The 23660-nt window shown below is 37.2% G+C and carries 16 protein-coding genes and 1 tRNA gene; 10 read left to right on the top strand and 7 right to left on the bottom strand.

Annotated features, from left to right (window positions below):
- Positions 1-7: 7 nt before the first annotated feature.
- The 6 genes from ACN1CN_RS09870 to ACN1CN_RS09895 form a co-directional block, all read right to left on the bottom strand.
- Positions 8-5203, bottom strand: a complete 5196-nt coding sequence (locus ACN1CN_RS09870; protein WP_419135506.1) for a T9SS type A sorting domain-containing protein — start codon at positions 5201-5203, stop codon at positions 8-10.
- 1006 nt (positions 5204-6209) lie between these two features.
- Positions 6210-6647: a retropepsin-like aspartic protease gene (locus tag ACN1CN_RS09875; protein WP_291284933.1), complete on the bottom strand. Its 438-nt coding sequence runs from the start codon at positions 6645-6647 to the stop codon at positions 6210-6212.
- The gene (locus tag ACN1CN_RS09880) at positions 6599-9262 is read right to left on the bottom strand and encodes a CHAT domain-containing protein (protein WP_419135507.1); all 2664 of its coding nucleotides are present in this window, start codon (positions 9260-9262) and stop codon (positions 6599-6601) included. The genes ACN1CN_RS09875 and ACN1CN_RS09880 overlap by 49 nt, the downstream gene beginning before the upstream one ends.
- A 321-nt stretch (positions 9263-9583) precedes the next feature.
- Positions 9584-11536, bottom strand: coding sequence for a PKD domain-containing protein (locus ACN1CN_RS09885; RefSeq protein WP_419135508.1), 1953 nt, complete (start codon positions 11534-11536; stop codon positions 9584-9586).
- Positions 11537-11716: 180 nt separating this feature from the next.
- Positions 11717-12697, bottom strand: coding sequence for a hypothetical protein (locus ACN1CN_RS09890; RefSeq protein ID WP_419135509.1), 981 nt, complete (start codon positions 12695-12697; stop codon positions 11717-11719).
- 189 nt (positions 12698-12886) lie between these two features.
- Positions 12887-13186, bottom strand: coding sequence for a hypothetical protein (locus ACN1CN_RS09895; protein WP_419135510.1), 300 nt, complete (start codon positions 13184-13186; stop codon positions 12887-12889).
- A gap of 150 nt (positions 13187-13336) precedes the next feature.
- Between ACN1CN_RS09895 and ACN1CN_RS09900 the strand changes: the two genes are divergently transcribed.
- The 6 genes from ACN1CN_RS09900 (at position 13337) to ACN1CN_RS09925 (ending at position 19824) form a co-directional block, all read left to right on the top strand.
- Positions 13337-13918 (top strand): RNA polymerase sigma factor, encoded by a 582-nt coding sequence (locus tag ACN1CN_RS09900; RefSeq protein WP_264525997.1) that lies wholly within the window; start codon positions 13337-13339, stop codon positions 13916-13918.
- A gap of 6 nt (positions 13919-13924) precedes the next feature.
- On the top strand, positions 13925-14650 hold the full coding sequence (locus tag ACN1CN_RS09905; protein ID WP_419135511.1) for a tetratricopeptide repeat protein: 726 nt from the start codon (positions 13925-13927) through the stop codon (positions 14648-14650).
- 178 nt (positions 14651-14828) lie between these two features.
- Positions 14829-16484, top strand: a complete 1656-nt coding sequence (locus tag ACN1CN_RS09910) for a S41 family peptidase (protein WP_419135512.1) — start codon at positions 14829-14831, stop codon at positions 16482-16484.
- Between the two features lie 338 nt (positions 16485-16822).
- Positions 16823-17602: a TatD family hydrolase gene (locus ACN1CN_RS09915; protein ID WP_419135513.1), complete on the top strand. Its 780-nt coding sequence runs from the start codon at positions 16823-16825 to the stop codon at positions 17600-17602.
- A 64-nt stretch (positions 17603-17666) separates the two neighbouring features.
- Positions 17667-18803 carry a 1-acyl-sn-glycerol-3-phosphate acyltransferase gene (locus tag ACN1CN_RS09920; RefSeq protein WP_264526001.1) on the top strand — a complete coding sequence of 379 codons (1137 nt, stop codon included), beginning with the start codon at positions 17667-17669 and terminating at the stop codon, positions 18801-18803.
- Positions 18793-19824 carry an asparaginase gene (locus tag ACN1CN_RS09925; protein ID WP_419135514.1) on the top strand — a complete coding sequence of 344 codons (1032 nt, stop codon included), beginning with the start codon at positions 18793-18795 and terminating at the stop codon, positions 19822-19824. Before ACN1CN_RS09920 ends, ACN1CN_RS09925 begins: the two co-directional genes overlap by 11 nt.
- Positions 19825-20003: 179 nt before the next feature.
- Here the strand turns inward: ACN1CN_RS09925 and ACN1CN_RS09930 are convergent, their stop codons facing one another.
- A complete protein-coding gene (locus ACN1CN_RS09930) occupies positions 20004-21236 on the bottom strand; it encodes an MFS transporter (RefSeq protein WP_419135515.1) in 1233 nt (410 codons plus the stop codon).
- Positions 21237-21327: 91 nt separating this feature from the next.
- On the opposite strand from ACN1CN_RS09930, the gene ACN1CN_RS09935 reads away from it, so the two are divergent.
- The 4 genes from ACN1CN_RS09935 (at position 21328) to ACN1CN_RS09950 (ending at position 23636) form a co-directional block, all read left to right on the top strand.
- Positions 21328-22197, top strand: coding sequence for a LysR substrate-binding domain-containing protein (locus ACN1CN_RS09935; RefSeq protein ID WP_419135516.1), 870 nt, complete (start codon positions 21328-21330; stop codon positions 22195-22197).
- 60 nt (positions 22198-22257) lie between these two features.
- Positions 22258-22344 (top strand) — tRNA-Ser (locus tag ACN1CN_RS09940).
- 116 nt (positions 22345-22460) lie between these two features.
- Positions 22461-22670 carry a hypothetical protein gene (locus ACN1CN_RS09945; RefSeq protein ID WP_419135517.1) on the top strand — a complete coding sequence of 70 codons (210 nt, stop codon included), beginning with the start codon at positions 22461-22463 and terminating at the stop codon, positions 22668-22670.
- 12 nt (positions 22671-22682) lie between these two features.
- Positions 22683-23636 (top strand): tyrosine-type recombinase/integrase, encoded by a 954-nt coding sequence (locus tag ACN1CN_RS09950; RefSeq protein WP_419135518.1) that lies wholly within the window; start codon positions 22683-22685, stop codon positions 23634-23636.
- The last annotated feature ends 24 nt before the right edge of the window (positions 23637-23660 follow it).

Genomic DNA, 23660 nt, shown 5'->3' on the forward strand with positions numbered 1-23660 from the left:
AGCAGCTTTATTTCTTTACAATCTTAACTGTTTTAAGCTTTCCTTCTGCTTTAACTTTTAAGAAATAAAATCCTGAGGCAACATTCGACAAATCGATTTCAGAATGGGTATCGTTTATTTTCTTAACTAAAACAGTTTTTCCGGATACAGCTATTAGCTCAACTTCATCAATAGCCGAAGTATTGTGTACCGATAAAGTATGCTGAACCGGATTTGGATAAAATTTGAAATCAGACAAAGCAAAATCTGGTGTAGCAAGCGATCCGTCTACTTTTGCAGTTACTGCAAGACGTTCTTTACTTTCAATTCCGTCAATGGTTTGCGAAGCATAATAGGTAACTCCGTCTACCAAAAGAGTGGTCGGTGGCAAAGGAGTTTCGGCAGTTTTGCTCGTTTTACCTGTTGAAATACCTTTAGTGCTGTACCATTTTATATTTTGGCCTTCAATGACCAAATCGCCTAAAGTTTGTCCTGCTTTAAAGGTAACAGCGATTTCTTTTTTGCCATCAATTAAAGGAGCCGGAGGATCTATGGTAACCATTAGGATCTGCATACAGCCGCTTTGATCCTTTACGGTTATTTGATACGTCCCGTAATTGACCACTGTAAAAATATTACTGGATTGAAAAACGATTCCGTCTAATGAAAATTGATAATTACCTGTGCCACCGGCAGCAGTAACGGTTATGGTTTGATTGTTGACAGTTGCAACTGCGGTTACAGGTACAGGGGGAGCCAAACGAATAGCGACAGTCTGATTACAATCGTTAGCATCTTTTATGGTTATAATATGATCACCAGGATTTAGACCCGTAAAAGTTGTGGTACTCTGAAAGGCATTCTGAAAAGAACCTCCGTTTATCGAGAAAAAATAAGGCGCTTTACCGCCTGAAGCCCTAACTTCTATTACTCCATTCGAGAAACAAGATACCGCCGAAACAACTACAGCATTTACTACAAGTGGCTCTAAAGCCATTATGGTCGAAGTAAACCTGTAGGTATCATTATTAATATCGCGAACAGTTACGGTATAATTACCGGGCTGAAGAATTAAAAATTCATTAGAAGCGCTGTAAGTAGCTCCGTTATCTATCGAATATTCATAAGGAAATGTGCCACCAATAGCTGTTGCGATTATTTTTCCTGCATTATAACAAGTAGGCTGTACTACAATGGCTGTTGCCGAAAGGGCGTTGGGTTCCGAAATCGTTAACTGTTGTTGAATCGAGGAGCAGCCTTTGGCATCTTTCACCACTACACTATAAGTTCCGGATACCAGATTGTTAAACGTATTGGCACTTTGTTCTGCGATTATAGTTACATTATTACTGTTCAGAAGGGAATAGGTGAATGGAGCCGTTCCTCCGGTAGCAGTTACGGTTATACTTCCGTTATTGTTGCCCGCAGTTGTTGCATTTGTTAATACGACCGTACTTGTTGGAAGAGGGTGTGGAGCTATGTCAACATTTACGGTTGCATAACAGCCATTGCGGTCCTTGACATGTAACAGATGGGTTCCGGCCGTTAAATTTTTTGAAACATTAACGGTTGAAAAGGTATTTAATCCGTCAAAGGAATAGGTATACGGAGCTTGTCCCCCGGTTGCGGTAATCGTTACCGTGTCATTATCTTCACAAGTAAGAGCCGGACTAACCCCTACTGTTGCAACCAGTGAAACCGGTGATGCTATAACAAACGGTATACTGAATTTGCATCCGTTTGCATCCATAACATCTAAGATATAATTTCCGGCATAAGCACCAGAATAAAGAGAACTGGATTGATATGGAAGACCGTTTAATGAATACTGATACGGACCTGTACCTCCTGTTGCATTAATCACAATATGACTAATAGGGGAAGAAGAACAATCGGTGATTGTTGTGTGATCAACCGTTGCGGTTAGAGGAACAGGTTGTTGTAAAATGATACTATTGGTAATTACAGAACAATCCAGTGAATCTTTTACACGCACAAAATAGTTTCCTGCATTCAAATTTGTAAAAACAGGATTGGAAGTGTACGTTGTTCCATTATCCAATGAATACTGATACGGTTTTTTACCTCCGGAAGCAGTAACATTTATTGTAGCATTACTTGAACAATCTATAATTTTAGTAATTACAGCAGTAGCTTTTAAAATGTTTAAATTGTCCAGACTAACCATAACAATGGTTGTAGTGTTCTGGTTGTCTTTAACCGTTATGACATAGTTTCCGGGAGATAAACCAGAAAATACATTTGAAAAAACGTAGTTTACACCATTATCTATAGAATAGGAATAAGGACCGAAACCTCCGGTTGCATAAACCGTAATTTTTCCTTTAGCGTTTTCACAGGTTATTGGAGTTACTACAGCTGAAGCCAGAAGAACAGGAGACTGAGAAATTTCTACATAATTAGGTTGAAAAAAACATCCTTTTGTGTCTATAGTTCGAACTGTATAAGTTCCTACAGGCAGATTATCAAAGGTATTAGAGTCTTGCCAATCGGTAATTATTCCATTATAACTTTCTAAAGAGTACTTGTAAGGCGGTGTTCCACCTGTTGAGGATGCAGTAATCGAATTACCGTTAACAGCAAGTGTTGATTGTATTAAAGTAGGTTCTGATAATGTGATCGATACATTTGTACGACAGCTATTTTTATCTAAAACATGTAGGGTGTGAGTTCCGGGACCAACATTCCTAAAAGTATCATCAGTTTGAAATTGACCGTTGTCAAGAGCGTAGGTATAAGGAGATTGTCCCTGAGTTACATTTACTCTTACTACACCATCACTGGAACTATTACAGCTTATTGGTAAGATAATCTGTGCTGAAGCTAATACTGGTTTTGCACTTGCGATTGTAATGGGAGCGATAGTTCTGGAACCATTTGAATCCCGAACGGTTACCTGATAACTCCCTGCATTTAAATTAGAAAAGACATTTGAATTTACAAAATTCTCCGGACTTGTTATGGAATATTGATAAGGAGCTGAGCCTCCGGTTGGTGTTACCGTTAGGGTACTTTTTAAATCCGTACAGGTGATAGGAGTTGCGTTAGCGATTGCCGTAAATGAAATTGATTCAGAAATAATGATATTAGAGAACAGCACCTGACCGCCTTGTGAGTCTGATACAATTATATCGTAGGAACCATTGACCAGGTTTGTAAATATATTGGACTGAGTGGTAGTTAATGGAGTTCCAGACGACTTTTGAAGTCTATAACTATAAGGCGTGATACCTCCACTGGTCGTAATCGTAACAGTACCTTTGTCGACTACATAAGACGAAACAAGCGGAGTAGGCTCTACTACTGTTATAGGGATACTTACCGTACAATTATTAGGGTCTTTTATAGAAATAGTATGATTACCATAAGTTACCATTCCAAAAATTCTCGAATCCTGATAACTACCGCCATCAAGGGCGTATTGATATTTTCCATAACCTCCGCTTGCATTAACGGTTACAGTTCTGTAATAATAGGTAATTTGGGCTGTTATCGGAGTAGGATCTTCTAATACTACTGTTGTCGAAACGATACAGCCATTTGAATCTTTTGCAGATAAAGTATAATTTCCTGCCGGTAAATTTTCAAAAAGGTTATTAGAAGAATAAGGCTTTCCATTTATTGAAAAAAGAATAGGCGATTTTCCGTTATTGGTCCCCACTAATATCGAACCATTAGAATCTCCGTGACACAATATACTTTTATAGGTTGTTGATATTACGGGTATTTTTATTGGATCTATAGTCGCAGTTGTAGTAACTACAGCGTTTTGTGCATCAAGAACTTTTAAATCGTAAGTTCCCGCACTTAAATTAGAGAATACATTAGAATTGCTATAAGTATTTCCGTTATCTATTGAGTACTGATAAGGTAAAGTTCCTCCATTTGGAGTAATCGTAATCGTTCCGGTCGTAATCACGCACGTAATTGGCGTTACATTTGCGATGGCAGTTAATACGGCAGGTTTTTTAAGAATAGAAATATTGGTTTGCGATGCAATACAATTAGTGGCATCGTTCACCAGAACACCATAGGTTCCCGATTTCAAACCTTGAAAAACATTAGATGCTTGTTGATTTCTAATAGGATTATTTGCATTATCAGTTAGTGTATACGTATAAGGTTTAAGGGCTCCATTGGCCGTTACGGTTATAGTACCGTCATTATCATCGTTGGTTGTAGCATCTGTTTTTGCTGTTGTTATGGAAAGAGGCACAAGTTCGGCTATCGTGACATTAGCATAACGTACCACATTTTGGACATCCTTTACTTCAAAAACATAATCTCCTGCAGCAAGGTTCGAAAAAACATTTATAGGTTGATAAGGGCCTTTATTGACTGCGTAAAGGTACGGAGCACTTCCTCCGGCTGCGAAGACACTAACTCTGGCCTTCTCAATACAGTCAATAGGTTTTAATATCTGGGTTCCTACAGCCAGTGGATAATAAACATTCACCGATTCTGATGCTACACAACCCTGAGCATCTTTTACGCTAAAAGTGTATGATCCGACAGACATATTTGAAAAAACATAGTTCGTTTGATAATTGATTCCGTCAGAAGAATATTGATAAGGAGATGTTCCTCCTGAGGCACTAACCACTACCGTTTGATTTTCAGCATATAGCTTTGCTGTCAAAGCAGAAGGTTCGGTAATTTGAAACGTATGAAGCATCGATTGACAACCTAAAGCATCTTTTACAGCAATGGTATGCGTACCTGCTGACAAGTTAGTAAAAGTACCTATGGGATTACCACTATAAACAGTAAAAGGTCCTCCATCCAGACTATAAGCATAAGGTGTTTTACCTCCCGACGGAACTACATTTAAAATACCATTATTTTGTCCTTTACAGCGTACAGGTGTTGTAAGAGGTATAAAACTGATTTGATCGTATATTTTTAGATTAAAATAGTTTGTTGTAACCGTTCCTTTATTGTCTATTCTGGCATAAATAGTCGTAGACGGTGCCGCACTATTGTAGGAGGCAGGCTGTGCAATTGCGTTTGTATTAGCTGCAGCATCCTGAGCGCTAAGATGATAACTAAGCGTAGTTTCTACCGGATTTAAGTTACCAAGTAAAGCAGATTGATTGAGCGTTAAGTTAAACCGGGTATCCCCGTAACAATGCTCCATATCATTGACCTGAGCATAAAAATAATTGGAAAACAGTAAAATAAAAAAAAGTAAAGTTTTTTTCATACGTATAGGTTTGTTAATTGGAGCAACAAATATATACAAAAAAGTGTACTAAAAATTTCGATACTGGAATCCGATTTTTTAAAATTTGGAATTTGGATTTTTAAAATTTGGAATTTACTATTTCAGGTACAAATAATGATTGTAGTAATCGATAATCGCCTTACCTTCAGGTAAAACGTCGGCCCGAATAACTGATCGTTTCTATATTTTTTGTTTCAGTGAAGAGTCCCAATGGGACGAAATATTTCTAAAAAAAATATCACCTCTCACGAGAGCCCCAGCGGGGCGAAATTTATATTACCTGTAGATCATCAAATATAACGCTCCGATGGAGCTTTCTCAAAATGCATTTAATTTAACTATAATTATTTCATTCCTAACGGAATTAAAATGGATTGAATTGAAAATCCAATGCCCTGAACCGTTTTTGTTTTGTACGATTCTAAAGCCTCATTTACGTGGGAAAGGCCAAAAATAACAAGACTAAAATAGGTGTTTTTTCCAGCGGCCTAGTACTAAAAACTCCGGTATTGGAATTTGGGTTTTTAAATTTTGGAATTTACTATTTCAGGTACAAATAATGATTGTAGTAATCGATAATCGCTTTACCTTCAGGCAAAACGTCTGCCCGAATAACTGATCGTTTCTATATTTTTTGTTTCAGTGAAGAGTCCCAACGGGACGAAATATTTCTAAAAAAAATATGACCTCTCACGAGAGCCCCAGCGGGGCGAAATTTATATTAGCTGTAGATCATCAAATATAACGCTCCGATGGAGCTTTCTCAAAATGCATTTAATTTAACTATAATTATTTCATTCCTAACGGAATTAAAATAGATTGAATTGAAAATCTAATGCCCTGGATCGGTTTTGTTTTGTACGATTCTAAAGCCTCATTGAGGTGGGAAAGATCAAAAATAACCGGACTAAAACAGGCATTTTTCCAGCGGCCTAGTACTAAAAACTCCGGTATTGGAATTTGGGTTTTTAAAATTTGGAATTTACTATTTCAGGTACAAATAATGATTGTAGTAATCGATAATCGCTTTACCTTCAAGCAAAACGTCGGCCCCGATAATGCCCTGAACCGGTTTTGTTTTGTAAGATTCTAAAGCTTCATTTACGTGCGAAAGATCAAAAATAACCAGACTAAAATCAGCATTTTTCCAGCGGCCCAGCTGTAGCCGATTGTGCTTTGAAATTTGTGTTAGCATTCCCGTTCCTCCCGCTCCCGAAGCTTTGGTTTTAGATTTTTTTGCAGTCAGTTCAAAACGTTCAATACTCTCAAATCCTACACAGGAATTAGAGGCCCCGGTATCTAAAATGAAATTTCCCGAAACCCCATTGATTTTTGCCTTAATTGATAAATGCTGTGTTTTGGTGACTTTAAATTTTATTTTTTTGTATTTCTCTTTTTTGAGAACCTCGTGAAGATTTTCCATTTTCGGTACTGATTGAAAATCAAAAATAAACCAATTGCGGCCAATAAACTAATGATATAAAAGATATAATTTGGGGATTTTTCTTCTGCCGAAAGAGCACCGTAGTACACAAAAGAACTCCAGTAATAAGGAGATTTTTTGGCATTCGAAATGGATTTGTCCTGTAAAAAAGCAAGTTTGGCGTTTGCATTAGCTTCAAAATAAGGCAGACCGTTTTTGATGTTTTTATAAAAATCAGCCATAAAAACCGAGGTGGTGTAATCGTTTACTTTCCATAACGAAAACAGTAAATTCTGAGCTCCCGCAAACTGAAAACCTCTTGCCACGCTCATCGCACCTTCGCCTTTGTACAATTTGCCGATTCCCGTTTCGCAGGCGCTTAAAACCACTAAATCAGGTTTAATATTCAGATTGTACAATTCCGAATATAAAATTTCCTGATCGTAGAACCGGATGCTCGCCGGTGTTTCGACATCACCCGAAGAGGCGTGAGTACTTAAATGTAAAATGGAATAGCGATTGGCATTATTCTTAAAATTGGAGAAAGTGGCTTGGGAATTTTCTAAATACTTTCCTTTGAAATTACTTCTGATGGCTTCGAGTTCTTTCTTCGAATAGCGCAGTTCGAAAGGAGTATTTTCAAAAACAGGGAAAACACCCAGAATTGTATTTCGGGAATGTAAAACCGGTTTGGCATTGAGATACTGGTTTGCCGAAGTATTGTATGCGATCCTGAAATCATTTAACAAATAAGGCATTTTGGCAAAATTTGTCGTTTTGGATGTACTTGTCAGCAGTGCTTCAAAAGGCAGGAAGTTCAAAATACCGTCAGGAACAAGGATGAGGTTTTGGTAAACGGTATTTTGAGGCAATCGCAACAAATCGTATGCTTTTTTGCCATAGTAACGGTATCCCGAAATATCATTTGTAATGGCCGCTGCCGTATTGAAATAATTGATAAATTTTAGAATATACGGCATTGCTTTATGAGCAGTATAAAGGTGATGGAGACTGATTCGGTTATTTTGCAGGGTGAAATAATACAGGTTTTCGGCCCCCATAAAATAGTACACCAGCACCGCTTTGTCTTTCTCTAATTTGGAGAACAGCGCTTTTAAATCGCAATTGTCAGGAAGTAAATTCGGGTTTTTAGATTGCATTTGCTTTAGAGAAAGCATAAGCTCATTTTGCTTTTGAATGGCCTTATTGAGGCTCGGAATATGAGCTGAATCGCCTTTTTGCTGTTCTTTTACAATCAAATTGTTTAAACTTTGAAGTTGCTGTAAAAGCAATTTCTCGGCTGTCGTTGCCTTTTTGATGTTCGATTGATAACTTTTTAAAACTCCTGATTTTGTTCGTTCTGCCAATTGAAAAGCATCCTCCAGATACGCCGTTTTATTTTCCTTTTGAAACAAGCGATCATAAATCGAAAGACATTTTTCGGTACGATGGCGGGAGCGTATCTGAGCAATTATTTTAGAGTTTTCATAAAGCGTAATGTTCATCAGCAGCTCTTCGATATAAAGAGAAAGCTGGTACGATTGCAATGCTTTTTTAGGCTGATTCTGACTTAGAAAAACCTGTGCCTGTAAATCGAGTGCATCAATTAAAACCGTTTCAGCATACAGTTGATTTTGATTCGGCAAAACCTCTTTGGCCTGATAATCGGGGATTAATATTTTAAAAATACTTTCGATTTGACGGGTACTTTCGGCATGTTTTCCCTGATCAAAAAGCAATAAAGCCTTTTCATAATACAGTTTTGCTATTTTTCGGACGTGTACATGAGGCGTTTCCCGTAAAAGCTTCTCCGCTTTGACTAAATAAGAATCTGCTGCTTCAAATTCATTCCGCTGTCGCTTAAGCATGGCCAGATTCCGATACGAATTCGACAAAGTTTCGGATTGGTTTTTTTCGTTTTTCAGATAATTTACAGAGGACTCAAAACTGTTTTCGACTTTTTGATATATCTCAGGACGCAGTAAACCTTCCGTTGAACCCAACAGGTAATTGTTTCCCAGATTATTGAGCACAATTCCTCTCTGAACATTTGTGAGTTTCTCGGTTTTTAGTATTTGTTCTAATAAATCAACGGCCAGATGAAACTTTCCCGAACTCTGATATACATTGGATAAATTGAGGATTGCAGCAAATTTTTGTTTTTGGGCATCCGGATAGGCGGGAGTGGTATTGACAATAAAAAAATACTGTTTTATCGTATTCTCGGCACTGTCGTAATCGCCCAAAACGGTGTATAAATTCCCTAAAGGTTTCAGACAATATTCGATAATATCATAATTGCGGAGTTTGTTTTTCTGGTAAATCTGCCAGGCTTTTTCATAACTCGCGATAGCGTTTTCCGTTTTCCCAAATTGATTTTCATAGTAGGCTTTATTGCAGTTTAAAACCACAATGGCGAGTAATTCGTCTTTGGATTTTGACTTCGGATTTTTCCAGAACGCAGCCTCGGTATTCTTTAAATTTTGTAACGCCTGGGCCGAAGGATGCGCAATAAAAGAGTCAATTGCTGTATATATTTTATCTTCCTGACTCTGTCCTAAAACATTCAGATTTAAAAAAAGGAAGATTAAAACATATAAGCGATATAAGTTCATATAATAGGAGATGCAGTATTACGATCGTCTGTCTGAGCGAAGTCGAAGACCTTTATTGTCGGGAAGCCTTCGACTTCGCTCAGGGTGACATTCAATGGCGAACAAAAAACATTTAAAATTTCCAGATTCCATAATTTTTCATAGCATTTTTGTTTCACAAAGATTCGCAAAGAAGGTTAGCCACGAATTCACGAATTCTTGTCTTTTGCAAGGATATCTTAAGATTTGTTTATTTATTACTCTCTTTGTGTTCCGTTATGTATGAATAAAAATTCGTGAATTCGTGGCAAAAAAACGTAGCGTGTCTCAGTGACATAACTCCTAAAACTTCCAGATTCCATAAAACTGAAAATAATTAAAATTCTGTTCAAAATTAATCACATAACGTGCCCCGAAACTGGGTCCGATTCTGGCAAAACCAGCGGTTAAGTCAAACAAAACTCCGGTTTTTAAATTCCCAAAACTGTTTTTTACTGAATTGGATTGCATTCGGGTATTAATCAGAAACTGATCTGTTCCACCTTCAAAAGTTTCAATTTTTTGAGTTTGGTTTTGTTCTGACGAAACATCAAAATTGGCCTGGATTCCGGCGCCAATTCCGATATAATTGTTAAGGTTATACCGAATTAATACCGGAATTTCCCAGTTGACATTTTTGTTTTCGGTTGTGGTGGTCGTGCGTTGCAATTGCTTCACGCCATTTGCACCTACCACGGTTTGATCGATCACTGTTAGGCCACTTTCGTATTTGTTCAGGGCATTAAGCCATTCTGCCTGCCAGTAAAAACGATAGGACTTAAAAGGCGAAATAGTGGCACCCACAAAATAGCTTGTCGATTTTTGAAGATCAGGATACAAATTATAACCTGCTTTTGCTCCAATTGAAATTCCGGGCAGGAATCGGGTGGTAGCGTAATTGGTAATTATAGGCTCATTTTTATCGAAAATAATAGCCGTTCGGCTTCGGGTTTTTACTTTGTGAAAGTCTTCGCCAAACTTCATCGAATATTTTACAAAGCCTTTTGTACTGTCCTTTTCCCGTACATTTTTCTGTTCGCTTCCGGGTAAGTAAATGTTTTTGAAAGTAAAAAAGATTTGATTTTTTTTGATAATGGTATCCAGGCAGCTTGTTGTTGGAACTTCGTCTTTTGGGCAAATGGGGCATTTCGGATACATGTCTTCAATCTGGAAGGTTTTTTTATCAAACATATCCGGTATGTCTGTTTCAAGCCGGATCATTCGGGCAGGACCTTCACCGTTGTTCTGAAAGCGTGTTTTAAAGTTTACTCTTTTAAAACGAACCAGTCGGTAATTCATAAAACTTCCGTTAGATCCCATTTTATTGGGGTCGTGGGAAGTTACGATCTCCATTTCAAGATTCTTTATTTTATGATTTTTATAACTTCGATTCGGAACAAAAATACCACGCATCGTAACCGTTGCGCTGGTGTCTTTGATCATTTCGGGAGTTGTTTTAAAGGTGTAAAAAATATTTCGGGTTTCATTGGGGTTGGCATCATCAAATTCGATGACCGAAACATTATGATAGATTTTATTGGCATCCAGCAACGATGCATCGAGGTCTTCTTCGGTGGTTGTATTTCTGTATTTTTTGGTTTTAAAGGTGTTTTCGGCAGACGCAACATAGTTTTTAGAATCGTCCAGATCGTCAATACTTGCTACTGTTTTTTCTTTTACTTCACGCTCGTTGGCATAGGTGCGAAAATCAACTAGTTCGAAGTTATTGTCCTTAAATTGTTTCTCATTATAAAACAAATACAGTTTTCCGCTTGAAACATAATTTTCAAGATTTTGATAACTTACTACAACTACCATTTCCTGTTCGGGTATAGGGTCGCAATTTTTTAAGATCGCAAATCCGTTTTGATCGGCTATAGAGGCAATGTCCTTATAGTTGGTATCGGTAAGGTCATTTACGGCCACTTTTTTCGGGCGTGTTGCCGGAGGTTTTCCGTTGTCGTAATTGTTGGTCACAGCAAGTCTGGTGGTATAGGTGCCTTTGTTTTTGTAGACATGTTTGGGCTCTGCTTCTTTGCTGTAATGTCCGTCGCCGAGCTCCCATAAATACGAATAGCTGGGTTTTGGAGCTCCCGCAATCGGAATTAAAGGCGGAGTTTCGGGTTTATACGTAACCGCATTTCCGTTCTGAATGAAAACAATATTGGCTCTTCGCGTTATGGTGTCTTTTACCTTCGTTTGTCCCATTGCGAAAACAGAAAGCAGCATCAATAAAATAGACGATAGTGGTTTCATAACTAGAGGGTTTTAGCCCTGATGGAAGCGGCATCCTTTTGTATCGGGGTTCGGTACAAAAGATACAGCGGACAGCAGGATTAGCTTCTGAAAAGCATCAGAATTAATTTGAAAACTGGATTAAATGTAAAAAAAAGTGATGAGCAAATCACCACTTTTTCTTAAAAAGAATTTTGTAAGTTACTGAATAGCATTGATTGCGGCTACCAGTTGGGCTTCGGTACCTACAACTGTTTCGGCAAGTGTAAAGGTGTAGACATCATTTGCAGCAACGGTTACGGCCTTGATTGCGTAGCGCCATTGACCATTGTCTTCGGTTGCAAAAATCACATGACATTTTAAACCAATCGGAATTTGTCCGTAGTGCTCGCTGAACAATCCAGCTGCGGTGTAAGTGTCTAATTTCGCAAGGGCATTTCCTTCACCATCGTAAGACAGGTAAACGGCGCTGTTGGTATTGTTGTAACCATCGGGAGCATCAACCAACAGTGTGGTTTTTGGTCTTGGGTCGCTGTAAAAACGGTCTACGTTGGTCCATCCAAAGTTTCCAAAAGTCACAAAGTAATTGGTTCCTTCTCCCTGAACGCCGCCTTTGCCACCAGTTCCGTCTGCATTTGGTTTAGGCACTTCCCAGGTCAGTTCGTCATTTTGATCGATTACTCCGGTCCATAAAGTCATGGCATTGTCTACACCATCTGTTAGGGTAGCGGGAACAATCATATTCATAGGGCAGGAAGTTTTAAGTTCCACTCCGCCCTGAGTCGCTTTGATGAAAAACTCACCACCCGAAATCAAGAGGTTTTTCTTTCCGTCAGGCATAACTCCCATCGTAGGTTTGTTGGTAACCAGCATCTTTCCTTTGTCAAAAAGTTCAATGTATTCGATATCCACTGCTCCTGTTACCGCGACTCCGTTTTTAGTCAGACAGTCTCCGTTGAGGGTTAATTTTACTCCTTTGGCCGAAGTCACCGTTACCACACCGGTTCCGGCAGTAATGGTAAATTTTTGTGTAGCCGATTTTACCCCTTTGCTACTTATGCTTTTAAAAGCGGAAGCTGAAGGCGGCAAAACCAAATTATCGTCGCTGTCGCCATTGTCGCAACTTACAAAACTGATTGCCAGTAAAAATAAAAGTCCGATTTTTCTAAAGTTTGTGTTCATGATTTCTAATTTTTATAAATCTGTCCTGATGATCAGGTGGTTTTCAGATTTCGGTTGTTAATTATAGTTATATCAATTTGGGTTTGATATTGTTACCCTTGCTGTTGAAATTTATTTTTGAATTTGTTCCTATTTGGTTATATCAATTCTTGTAAACAATTGTTACCCCTGTTTTTTGTATTTCAAAATTTAAGAGGAGAGGCACTTATCTTCAAAGAGATTACCGTCCTCGTCTACGGCAACCAGAATGTTTATTTTTCGTGAAAGCTTCACGATGCAATAGAGCCATACGATAAACCAAAGTCCAAAGGTGATGCAAGTAAGAAAGAGATGTAAAGGATGATTGATTGCTTTTTGTTTTTTGGATAGAACAACATACGGAAGCTTCTCGTTATGCTCCACAATCACAAAACCATTTCGTGTTTTGGCAGAAATCATTTGGTAAAATTGATCTAAATTCTTTTCGCTTACAAGTTGACAGGTTTCCATTTTTCTTGATTTTTTGATGGTTCTCAGGACTTTGTCCCGACAATTTTCAGGAGCCCTTTGCTGTTATATCAACTTGATATGTTAATTGTTACCCCTTTGTATGAAATTTATTTCCAATTGTTTTTTAAATTAGCTACAAAAAGGTTTTTTATGGTTAAGGCTAAAATTCATCCCGATCAAATGTATATTGATGGCATTGCTGCAAATAACTCAGTAATCATTCAGATCATTTACAAAAAATTCGTTCCTAAAGTGGTGATGTTTGTCATGAACAATTCCGGAGATAAGGAACATGCTCAGGATGTGGTTCAGGAAGTTATGATTTTGCTTTTTAATCAGGCCAAGGCGAAAACCCTGCAGCTCACTTGTCCCTTTGATGCTTACTTTTTTTTATTGTGCAAAAGGAAGTGGCTTAACGAACTTAAAAAAACAGCGAACAAAGGGGTAACAATTAACGAAGATGCTGTATCTATGAATGAATCTGCACTGGAATTAATTGGTCAAACAGAAGAATTTGATGAAAAACAGCAGCTTTTTGATGCGATGTTTCAGAAGTTGGGAGACAAATGCCAGGAGTTGTTAAAGCTTAGTTTCACCACTAAAACGATGGAAGAAGTTGCGGCTAAACTCAATGTAACTTATGGATATGTCCGTAAGAAAAAATCGTTGTGTGTGGGGCAGTTGACACAGTGGATTCAGGAAGCTAAAAATTTTAATTCGCTAAAAAATTAAGGAATCATGAACGAAGAACGCTATATATTATTCGATCAGTATCTTCAGGAAGAAATGACTGTTGAGGAGCAGGATCGTTTTGAGAAACAATTGTCTGAGGATCATGAATTGGCTTCGGAGTTTGAAATTTTTAAAGAAGTACAGTCACAGCTTAGGAACAAATTGGGTCATGAAGAAGAAAGAGAAGCTTTTACAGCAAACCTGACCCAGATTTCAGAGAAACATTTCAATGCCAACAAGCCTAAAGTGGTTCGAATGCGACCTTGGTATTTTGCGGCAGCGGCATCGATTATTATTTTATTCGGACTGTTCTTTTTTGATTATAATGGGACTCCTGAATTTGAAGATTTTAATCATCCGGAAACCGCTTCTTTTGTCGAACGAGGCGATACAGATGAAACTTTAAAACAGGCTGAAAAGGCTTTCAATGAAGGAAAATATGTATTGGCAATTCCGTTTTTTGAGGAATTGTTAAGCGAAAATAAAACGGCTGAAATGCAATATTTTTACGGAATTTCTTTATTGGAAGAAGATCATTATAAACCCGCAGAAGCCATTTTTAATGAACTAAAATCAGGTACTTCTGCTTATAAAGAGAAAGCCAAATGGTATCTGGCATTGTCTAAACTAAAACAAAAAGATTACAAGGGTTGCAAAGAAATCCTGCAGACCATTTCGCAGGATTATGAAAACTACGACGACGTTCAGGAACTGCTGGACGATTTGGATTAATTGTTTGTTAAAATAGAATCAAACCCGACAGGTTTTAAAAACCTGTCGGGTTTATTGTTTAGAAAAACAGGTTTTTACGTAAAGCCGTAAACGAATCCGGAATTTTAGTTTTACATTCGGCTGAATTTTTTTTACGAGAATTTACCAAAAAACAATTTCAACCTAACCAGTTATTTACATGAACAAAATTACTTTAGTTCTTCTTATTGTATGCACCCAAACGATCTTTGGCTATGCCAAAATTACCCAAACCGAAAAACTTGCTGCGACCTGCAAAGTTTGGGGATTCTTAAAATATTACCATCCTGTAGTTGCCAGTGGGAAAACAAACTGGGATGAAAAACTTTTTGAGGTTTTGCCCAAAATTGAAAAAGCACAAACCAAAGAAGAGTTTTCTGCTGTAATAGAAAAATGGATTGAAAGTTTGGGAGAAGTACCTGCCAATACACCAGCGGCTTTGGACCCAAAAACCGACTATTTTAATAAAAATTTGAATTTAGAATGGTCGCAAAAAGGGAAACTGTTTACTAAAAGCCTTTCTCAAAAATTGAAATTCATTACAGAGAATAGATTTCAGGGTGTGAATCATTATGTAAATCAAGAGGGTAAAAATGTGCGTTTGCAGTTTGTTAACGAACCAGTGTATGCTGATTTTAAATGGACAGATAAAAATTTACGTCTTTTGGCACTATTTCGTTTTTGGAATTATATAGAGTATTTTTTCCCGTATAAATATGTAATGGATCAGAATTGGGACGAAGCGCTTACAGAAATTCTTCCTCATATCGAGACTCCTGCTTCCGAAAAGGAATTTTTATTGGCCATGCGTGAAATATCGATAAAACTTAACGATACCCATGCCGGGACCAGTAGTCCGGATATGATTAAATATTTGGGCGGAGAGAAATATATTCCTTTTACAGCTAAATTTATAAACGATAAAGCTGTAATAGTTGCGCTGGCAAATGATTCGTTAGCCAAAATAGACGACTTAAAAATTGGCGATATTATAACAAAAGTGGATGGGAGCACAGTTGCACAACAATTAGCAGCGCTTTCAAAATATATGCAGGGATCTAATAAAGCTGTAGCGACTTATGTAGGAGGCTTTATAATGTTTACAGGAGATACAGATGATTTAGAAATCGAATTCATTAGAGATAATGTGACATCAACAAAGAAAATACATCGTTATCCAAACGGAAAAATTAAAAGATCGCCACCCAAAAAAACGGCAAAATGGGAAATTCTGGCCGATAATATTGGTTTTGTAAGGATGAGCAAAGTGCCAAAAGAGGAAGTTGCAAAGATGATGGAGGAATTAAAAGGGACACAAGCGATTATTTTTGATGTCAGAAGCAGACCAGCCTATACCGATTTTTTAGTCAGCGAATATCTAAATCTGGAGCGAAAACCAATGTTAAGATTACTTCAACAGGACTTAAGCTACCCTGGCCGTTATTATTTTAGGAATGATATGGAAGAATGTGGTAAAAGCAATCCCGATTATTATAAAGGTAAAGTAGTGGTTTTGGTAGGTTCAGGAACTCATAGTTTTGGTGAACAAACCGTAATGAGCCTTCAGACAGCGCCAAATGTTACCATTGTAGGTACTCAGACATCGGGTTCCGATGGGCCAAATTATGAGTTTAGTATTATCAATGGATTTGAGTCTTCTTTTACTTCAATGGGTGTTTTTTATCCAAATAAAAAAGAAACGCAGCGTATTGGGATTGTCCCGGATATTAAGGTAATCCCAACTATTTTGGGTGCTCAACAAGGTAAAGACGAAGTTTTCGATCGCGCTTTACAGTTTGTTAAAACAGGGAAATAATTTAGTATCGTATACGGATTCAAACCCGACAGGTTTTTAAAACCTGTCGGGTTTACTATTTTGTTCAGTCAGATAAACAGTGCAGCTATAAAAAATCCGTTTTTATCCGCGTTTTCACGAAGTGAATCCGTAAAAATCTGCGTCTCCTGGTTTTCAAAACCTGTCGGGTTTACTATTTCGTCCAGCCAGACAACCAGCACAAATACAAAAAATCTGTTTTTATCCGCGTTTTCACAAAGTGAATCTGCAAAAATCCGCGTCCAATTTTTCCTCATTTCATTCAAATTGGGAAAGTTTTTAATATTATCGTAATTTTGGGCCATTAAAAATTACAACAATTGAATTTGAAGCCCATAATTACCGATACACATACACATTTATATTCTGAAGAATTTGATCAGGATCGTGACGAGATGATGCAAAGAGCGATAAATGCCGGAGTAACCCGTTTTTTTATTCCTGCTATTGATGCTGCCGCTACACCGTCTATGTACGATTTGGAGCAAAAGTATCCCGATTACGTATACCTGATGATGGGGTTGCATCCTACCTATGTGAAAGACAATTACGAAGAAGAATTACAACATGTGGAAAGGGAGTTAGCCAGACGAAAGTTTTATGCCGTTGGTGAAATCGGAATCGATTTGTATTGGGATAAAACACATCTTAAAGAGCAGCAAATTGCCTTTAAAAGACAAATTCAACTGGCCAAACAATATAAATTGCCTATAGTGATTCATTGTCGTGAAGCTTTTGATGAAATATTTGAAGTGCTCGAAGAAGAAAAATCAGCGGATTTATTTGGGATTTTTCATTGCTTTTCAGGGACATATGAGCAGGCACTTCAGGCACTCTCTTATAACATGAAACTGGGAATCGGTGGAGTCGTAACCTTTAAAAACGGAAAAATCGATCAGTTTTTAAATCAAATCGATTTGAAGCACATTGTTTTAGAGACTGACTCTCCTTATTTAGCGCCAATTCCATACCGTGGAAAGCGAAATGAAAGCAGTTATTTAGTAAATGTTATTGCCAAATTAGCCGATATATACGATGTTTCGGAAGAAGAAATTGCAGAGCGAACCACTCAAAATTCGAAAGACGTTTTTGGGATTTAACCCATACCTTACAATAGTTTGATTTTTTTTTTGTTCTTTTGCCCACTTAAAACCAATATAAATAATGCAGAGATTTGATGCCATTCGACCGTTTTATGATTCTGAAATAAATGAAGCACTTCATGATGTTGTCAATCATCCGATGATGAAAACCATGATGAACTTTACTTTTCCGGAAGTAGCAGATGAGGTTTGGAAAGAGCAGCTTAAAAAAACACATTCGATTCGTGATTTTCAATGCAACTTTATTTACAATACCATACAAAAGGTTTTAGAGAAAAGTTCAGAAGGACTTACCACTTCAGGATTTGAGAAATTAGAAAAAAACACCTCTTACTTATTTATCTCCAATCACAGAGATATTTTATTGGATACCACCTTATTAAACGTTTGTCTTTTCGAGCATGGCTTAGTCATGACGGCATCTGCAATTGGAGACAATCTGGTAAAAAAAGCATTCCTGAGTACTTTGGCAAAACTAAACCGAAACTTTTTGGTTTTAAGAGGTTTAACGCCAAGAGAAATGTTGCAGAGTTCTAAATTATTATCCGAATATATCGGACAATTATTGCTTCGTGAAAACCGTTCGGTTTGGATTGCACAAAGAGAAGGCCGTACCAAAGACGGAAATGACGAAACCAATCCGGGAGTCTTGAAAATGATCGGAATGGGGTCTGATGAACCTAATCTGATGGATTATTTTAAGAAATTAAAAATTGTTCCGGTTTCCATTTCATACGAATACGACCCAACAGATGTTTTGAAAATGCCACAGTTAATGGCAGAGGCCAATAATGAGGTTTATATTAAAGAAAAAAACGAGGATTTCATGACCATTTTAAGTGGTATCATGGGAACTAAAAAAAGAATACATATTTCTGTTGGAGACGTTTTAGATACAGAGATCGATAAGATTGTAGCAGAAAACGACAATGCCAACAAACAAGTGCAGGCTTTGGCGCAGGTTATCGACGATTCGGTTTTGAAAAACTATCAATTATGGCCAACGAATTTTATTGCTTACGATATCTTAAACGAGACCAATAAATTTGCTCATTTGTACAAAGAAAGTGAAAAATCATTGTTTGAGCGTCGTTTAGAAATGCGTATCGGAAGTGATAACCCAGTGACAAGACAAGGATTTTTGGCCATGTATGCCAATCCTGTTGTCAATAAATTAAAATATCAGGATGTCATCTAAAGCTAAAATACTGCTGATTTATACCGGAGGAACTATCGGTATGAGCAAAGATTTTGAGACGGGCGCACTTAAAGCGTTCAATTTTGGTAAATTATTGCAAAAGATACCCGAAATCAAACAATTAGATTGTGAGATCGAAACGGTTTCGTTTGAAACTCCTATTGATTCTTCGAATATGAATCCGGAAGAGTGGACAAAGATCGCTACTATTATTGAAGAAAATTACGCTGCTTACGACGGATTTGTAGTACTTCATGGTTCAGATACCATGTCGTATTCTGCTTCGGCATTGAGTTTTATGCTCGAGAATTTAGCAAAACCGGTAGTGTTTACAGGTTCTCAGCTTCCAATAGGAGACTTGCGTACCGATGCCAAAGAAAACCTCATTACAGCCATACAGATTGCGTCACTTCAGGAAAACGGAAGACCGGTAATCAACGAGGTTTGTTTGTATTTTGAATATAAACTGTACCGCGGTAACCGAACTTCAAAAGTAAATGCAGAACATTTTAAAGCATTTACAGCACCAAATTATCCTGAATTGGTAGAGTCAGGAGTTCATTTAAAGTTAAACAGACACCTGTTTCTTCCTGTAAATACAGACGGGAAACTACTCGTTCATAAAAATTTAGACAGTCACGTTGCAATCATAAAAATGTTCCCGGGAATGAGTGAAGTGGTTTTGGCTTCCATTCTGGCAATTAAAGATTTAAGGGGAATCGTTCTGGAAACTTATGGTTCCGGAAACGCTCCAACAGAAGACTGGTTTTTAAATCTGATCGAAAAAGCAATTCAGTCCGGATTACACATTGTTAACGTTACACAATGTTCGGGAGGAAGTGTCAATATGGGACAATATGAAACCAGTACTGCTTTGAAGTCTCTTGGAGTGATTTCAGGAAAAGACATCACTACAGAAGCAGCCATTACAAAACTAATGTACTTGTTAGGACAAAATATTCCTCAGGCCGAGTTTAAAACGATTTTCGAAACGGCTTTACGCGGGGAGATTTCTTTATAAAATTCCAATTTTTTTTTAAATTCCAAATTCCAAACTTTACGTTGATTGTTTTCTTCGTTTTGGAATTTGGAATTTCTATTTTGGAATTTTAAAAGTTTGGGATTTGCAGCTTTACAAGATTGGAATTTGGGATTTAAAAAGATTGGAATTTGGAATTTTATAAGATTAGAATTTAAAATTCAGTCTTTGTAACGAACTTCACAGGTTCCAAACTCTTCCTGAGTACTACGGTTTTTATAATACACATAAACAAGTACCGAAATAATACACACTACACCCTGAATGGCGACAGTTTCTCGGGTTCCGATAATGTGTGAGATATAACCAATAATCAAACTTCCCACAGGGATCATTCCCTGATACGCCATCAAATAATAACTAATACTTCTCGAACGCATATTTACCGTACTTTGCGTCTGAATATAAATATTGATTGATGAGGTTTGTGCCATCATTCCTATACCGCTCAAAGCCATACAGATAAGCGCTACAGTTAAACTATTGGAATAGGCCAATATGATAATGCTAAAGCCCAGTAATAAGCTTGCTGCAATCATTATTTTGCCCATATTGTCGGCTTTTTTTAGGTTAGCCAGATAAATAGCAGATAGTATTGAGCCAATTCCGGCGGCACTTTCAAACCAGCTGAAAGTCTGGGCATTTCCGTTAAAAATATCTTTGGCAAAAACAGGCATTAAAGTATTGAAAGAAATAACAAATAAACTGCTACACATTAACATCAGAAGCATTTTGGCCATCTCGGTTTCTTTTTTTACATAATCCAGACCTTCCAGAAAATCGTCTACCATTTTCATTTTATCTGTGGCTTTAATATGTGGTGTAATTTTCATCAGTAACAGCGAGATCAAAACCGGAATGTAGCTTAAGAAGTTGCCAATAAAACAAATATCTTCACCATAATTGTGTAGAATAATTCCCGCCAAAGCCGGACCGGCAATTCGGGCAAAATTATTCAGGGTAGAGTTTAGGGCGACGGCATTTGGTAGATCCTCCTTGTTGTCGACAATATCAATCATCATCGTTTGTCTGCAGGTCATGTCAAAAGAATTGATGATTCCCTGAATCAGACTTAAGGCTAGTATAAAGTTGATGTTGTATATTTTCAGGTAAATCAACAGCGCCAAAGCACCTGCCTGAAGCATGGCCAAAGATTGTAATAGAATCATAGCGCGGTGCCTGTCGTAACGCCCAATAATACTTCCGGCCAAAGGAGCCAGGAATAGAGAAGGTATCATGCTTAAAAACGTTGCTAATCCCAACAGGAAAACCGAACCGGTAACACTGTAAACCATCCAGCTTACGGCTGTTTTTTGAAGCCAGGTTCCAATTACAGAAACAGATTGTCCGTAAAAGAATAACTTGAAGTTTTTTGATTTTAACGCTTGAAACATGATGCCTGATATTTTTTTACAAAGTTCGGGATTATGATTTCATTAGAAAAATTAATAATTTTACTTATAATAAGTAATTAAACTTATCAATATGGAAATTTATCAGTTAGAATATTTTATCAAAACAGCAGAGGTATTGCATTTTACAAAAGCGGCCGACTTGTGTTTTGTAACACAATCCGGCTTATCACAACAGATAAAAAAACTGGAAGAAGAACTCGAAATGCCTTTGTTTAAAAGGATCGGAAAAAAGGTGCAGCTTACGGAAGCAGGTGCTGTTTTTCTGATTCACGCCAAAAAAGTCATTGAAAATGTAGAGAACGGAAAACAGGCTATTGAAGATTTAAACGAAATGATTGGTGGTGAACTGCGAATCGGGGTAACCTATATTTTCGGGCTTTTGATTCTGCCCGTTATCAATACATTCGCCAAACAATATCCCAACCTGAAAATTGTGGTCGAATACGGTACAACAGAGGCTTTAGAACAAAAACTACTAACGAACGAGCTGGACTTGGTTCTGGTGATTTCGTCGCATGAAATAAATATTCCTGTGGAGAAAGTTCCTTTGTTTACTTCACAAATGGTATTGGTAGTTTCGAAAACACATTCTTTAGCTGCTTTAGACAAAATTGCGTTTAAGAAAATAGAGGAAATCCCGCTTGTTTTGCCGGGGAAAGGTTCGAATTCAAGGGAATTTGTGGAAGATTTATTTGCTAAGAACAAAATGAGACCGAAAATTTCGATAGAACTAAACTCGATTCATGCCTTGTTGCAAATGGTTCAGGATAGTGATTGGGCTACAATAGTTGCCGAAAAAGCCCTAAAAGGCTGGGACGATCTCAAAGCCATTCAGATTACGGGCGTGCCCACAAAGAGAGAGTCGTTTATGTTGACCATTGGAGGTTATCAAAAAAAGGCCGTAAAACTATTTATGGAAGAATTTAGAAAAAGTATGTAAAGTAATATCAGATTTTGTTTTTCTAAGTCAAATTTTTTTATGTTCTTTGCAGACCAATTTAGAGAGGTGTCCGAGTGGTTGAAGGAGCTAGCCTGGAAAGCTAGTATATGGGTAACTGTATCGAGGGTTCGAATCCCTTCCTCTCTGCTTAAGCTTTGAAAAACCCCAAAACTACTGGGGTTTTCAAAGATTTGATAAAAACTTTGTGTCAAATATGTGTCAATCTTGTTTTAAAGGAATTATTTCTTTTAAAATAAAAAAAAATGCAAAATTCTGAACGATCTTTAAAGTATACATCTAAAGTTATATTTGTCGATTATAAGCCAGCTGAACTCAAGCTAAATAAAGAATGGATCATTGTGTATTATGCAAAAAATCCGTTAACAGGCAAGTTAGAAAGAATGCGACTGCGCGTTCCAACAATGGCATCTAATACGGCCAGACTTAAACATGCAAAGTTGATTGTATCATAAATCAATATTAAATTGCATAATGGATGGTCGCCATTTATTGAACAAGCAGGCACTAAATACAAAACTTTTCAGAGTGCAGTAGATGATTTTTTGACGATGATTAAAAAACAAGTTAAAGATGATGTAAGCAGGCCGGATACTCTTCGTACTTATAATTCAAATTTAAATTTGTTGCAACAGTACATTGCTGAGAAAAAAATAAAAATTGTATTTGCTTTAGAAATAAACAAGAGATTCTGTGTAAATTACTTAGATTGGATATATATCGAAAGAGATTCTTCGCCAAGAACTAGAAATAATCATTTGGGATTTTTAAGGTTGTTTTCTTCTTTTCTCATTGACAAAGGTGTTCTTAATGACAATCCAACTATCGGCCTGAAAAACATGAAACTTCTTGAAAAAAGGAGACAAGTTTTTCCAGAGCAGATCAAACAAGTTATATATGAGGAATTAATTACCTATGAAAATGCATTTCACACTTTATGTATGACGACCTATTTTTGCTTTATACGAAATTCTGAATTGGGGAAGTTGAAAGTCTGGAACATCAATCTTAATGATAGCACAATTTTTCTTCCAAAGGAGATTTCTAAAAATAAGAAAGACGAAACAATTACAATTCCTTTGCAATTCTTTGATGCCTTAAAGAATCACATTGGCAATAGTCCTGCCGATCAGTACGTTTTTTCCTCTGATCAGTTTAAGCCAGGTATAAAAAAAATGGGAATTAGAAAAATTAGTTCAGCGTGGGATTCATTGAGAGATAAATTAGAACTAGACGGTGTTTATCAGTTTTATGGTCTAAAAGATACGGGAATTACAGATTTATTAATTAGTGGTGTACCGGCAATCAAAGTAAGAGATCAAGCGAGACATTACGACATTAAAATCACTGAAATGTATGCGCCAAGAAGAAACGGCTTTGATAATGTAATACAGAATGCAAACATTTCATTCGGAAAATAAAAAAAACCGCTTCACAAGCGGTTT

The organism is Flavobacterium sp. T12S277 (genome assembly GCF_048514875.1).
Lineage (GTDB): Bacteria > Bacteroidota > Bacteroidia > Flavobacteriales > Flavobacteriaceae > Flavobacterium.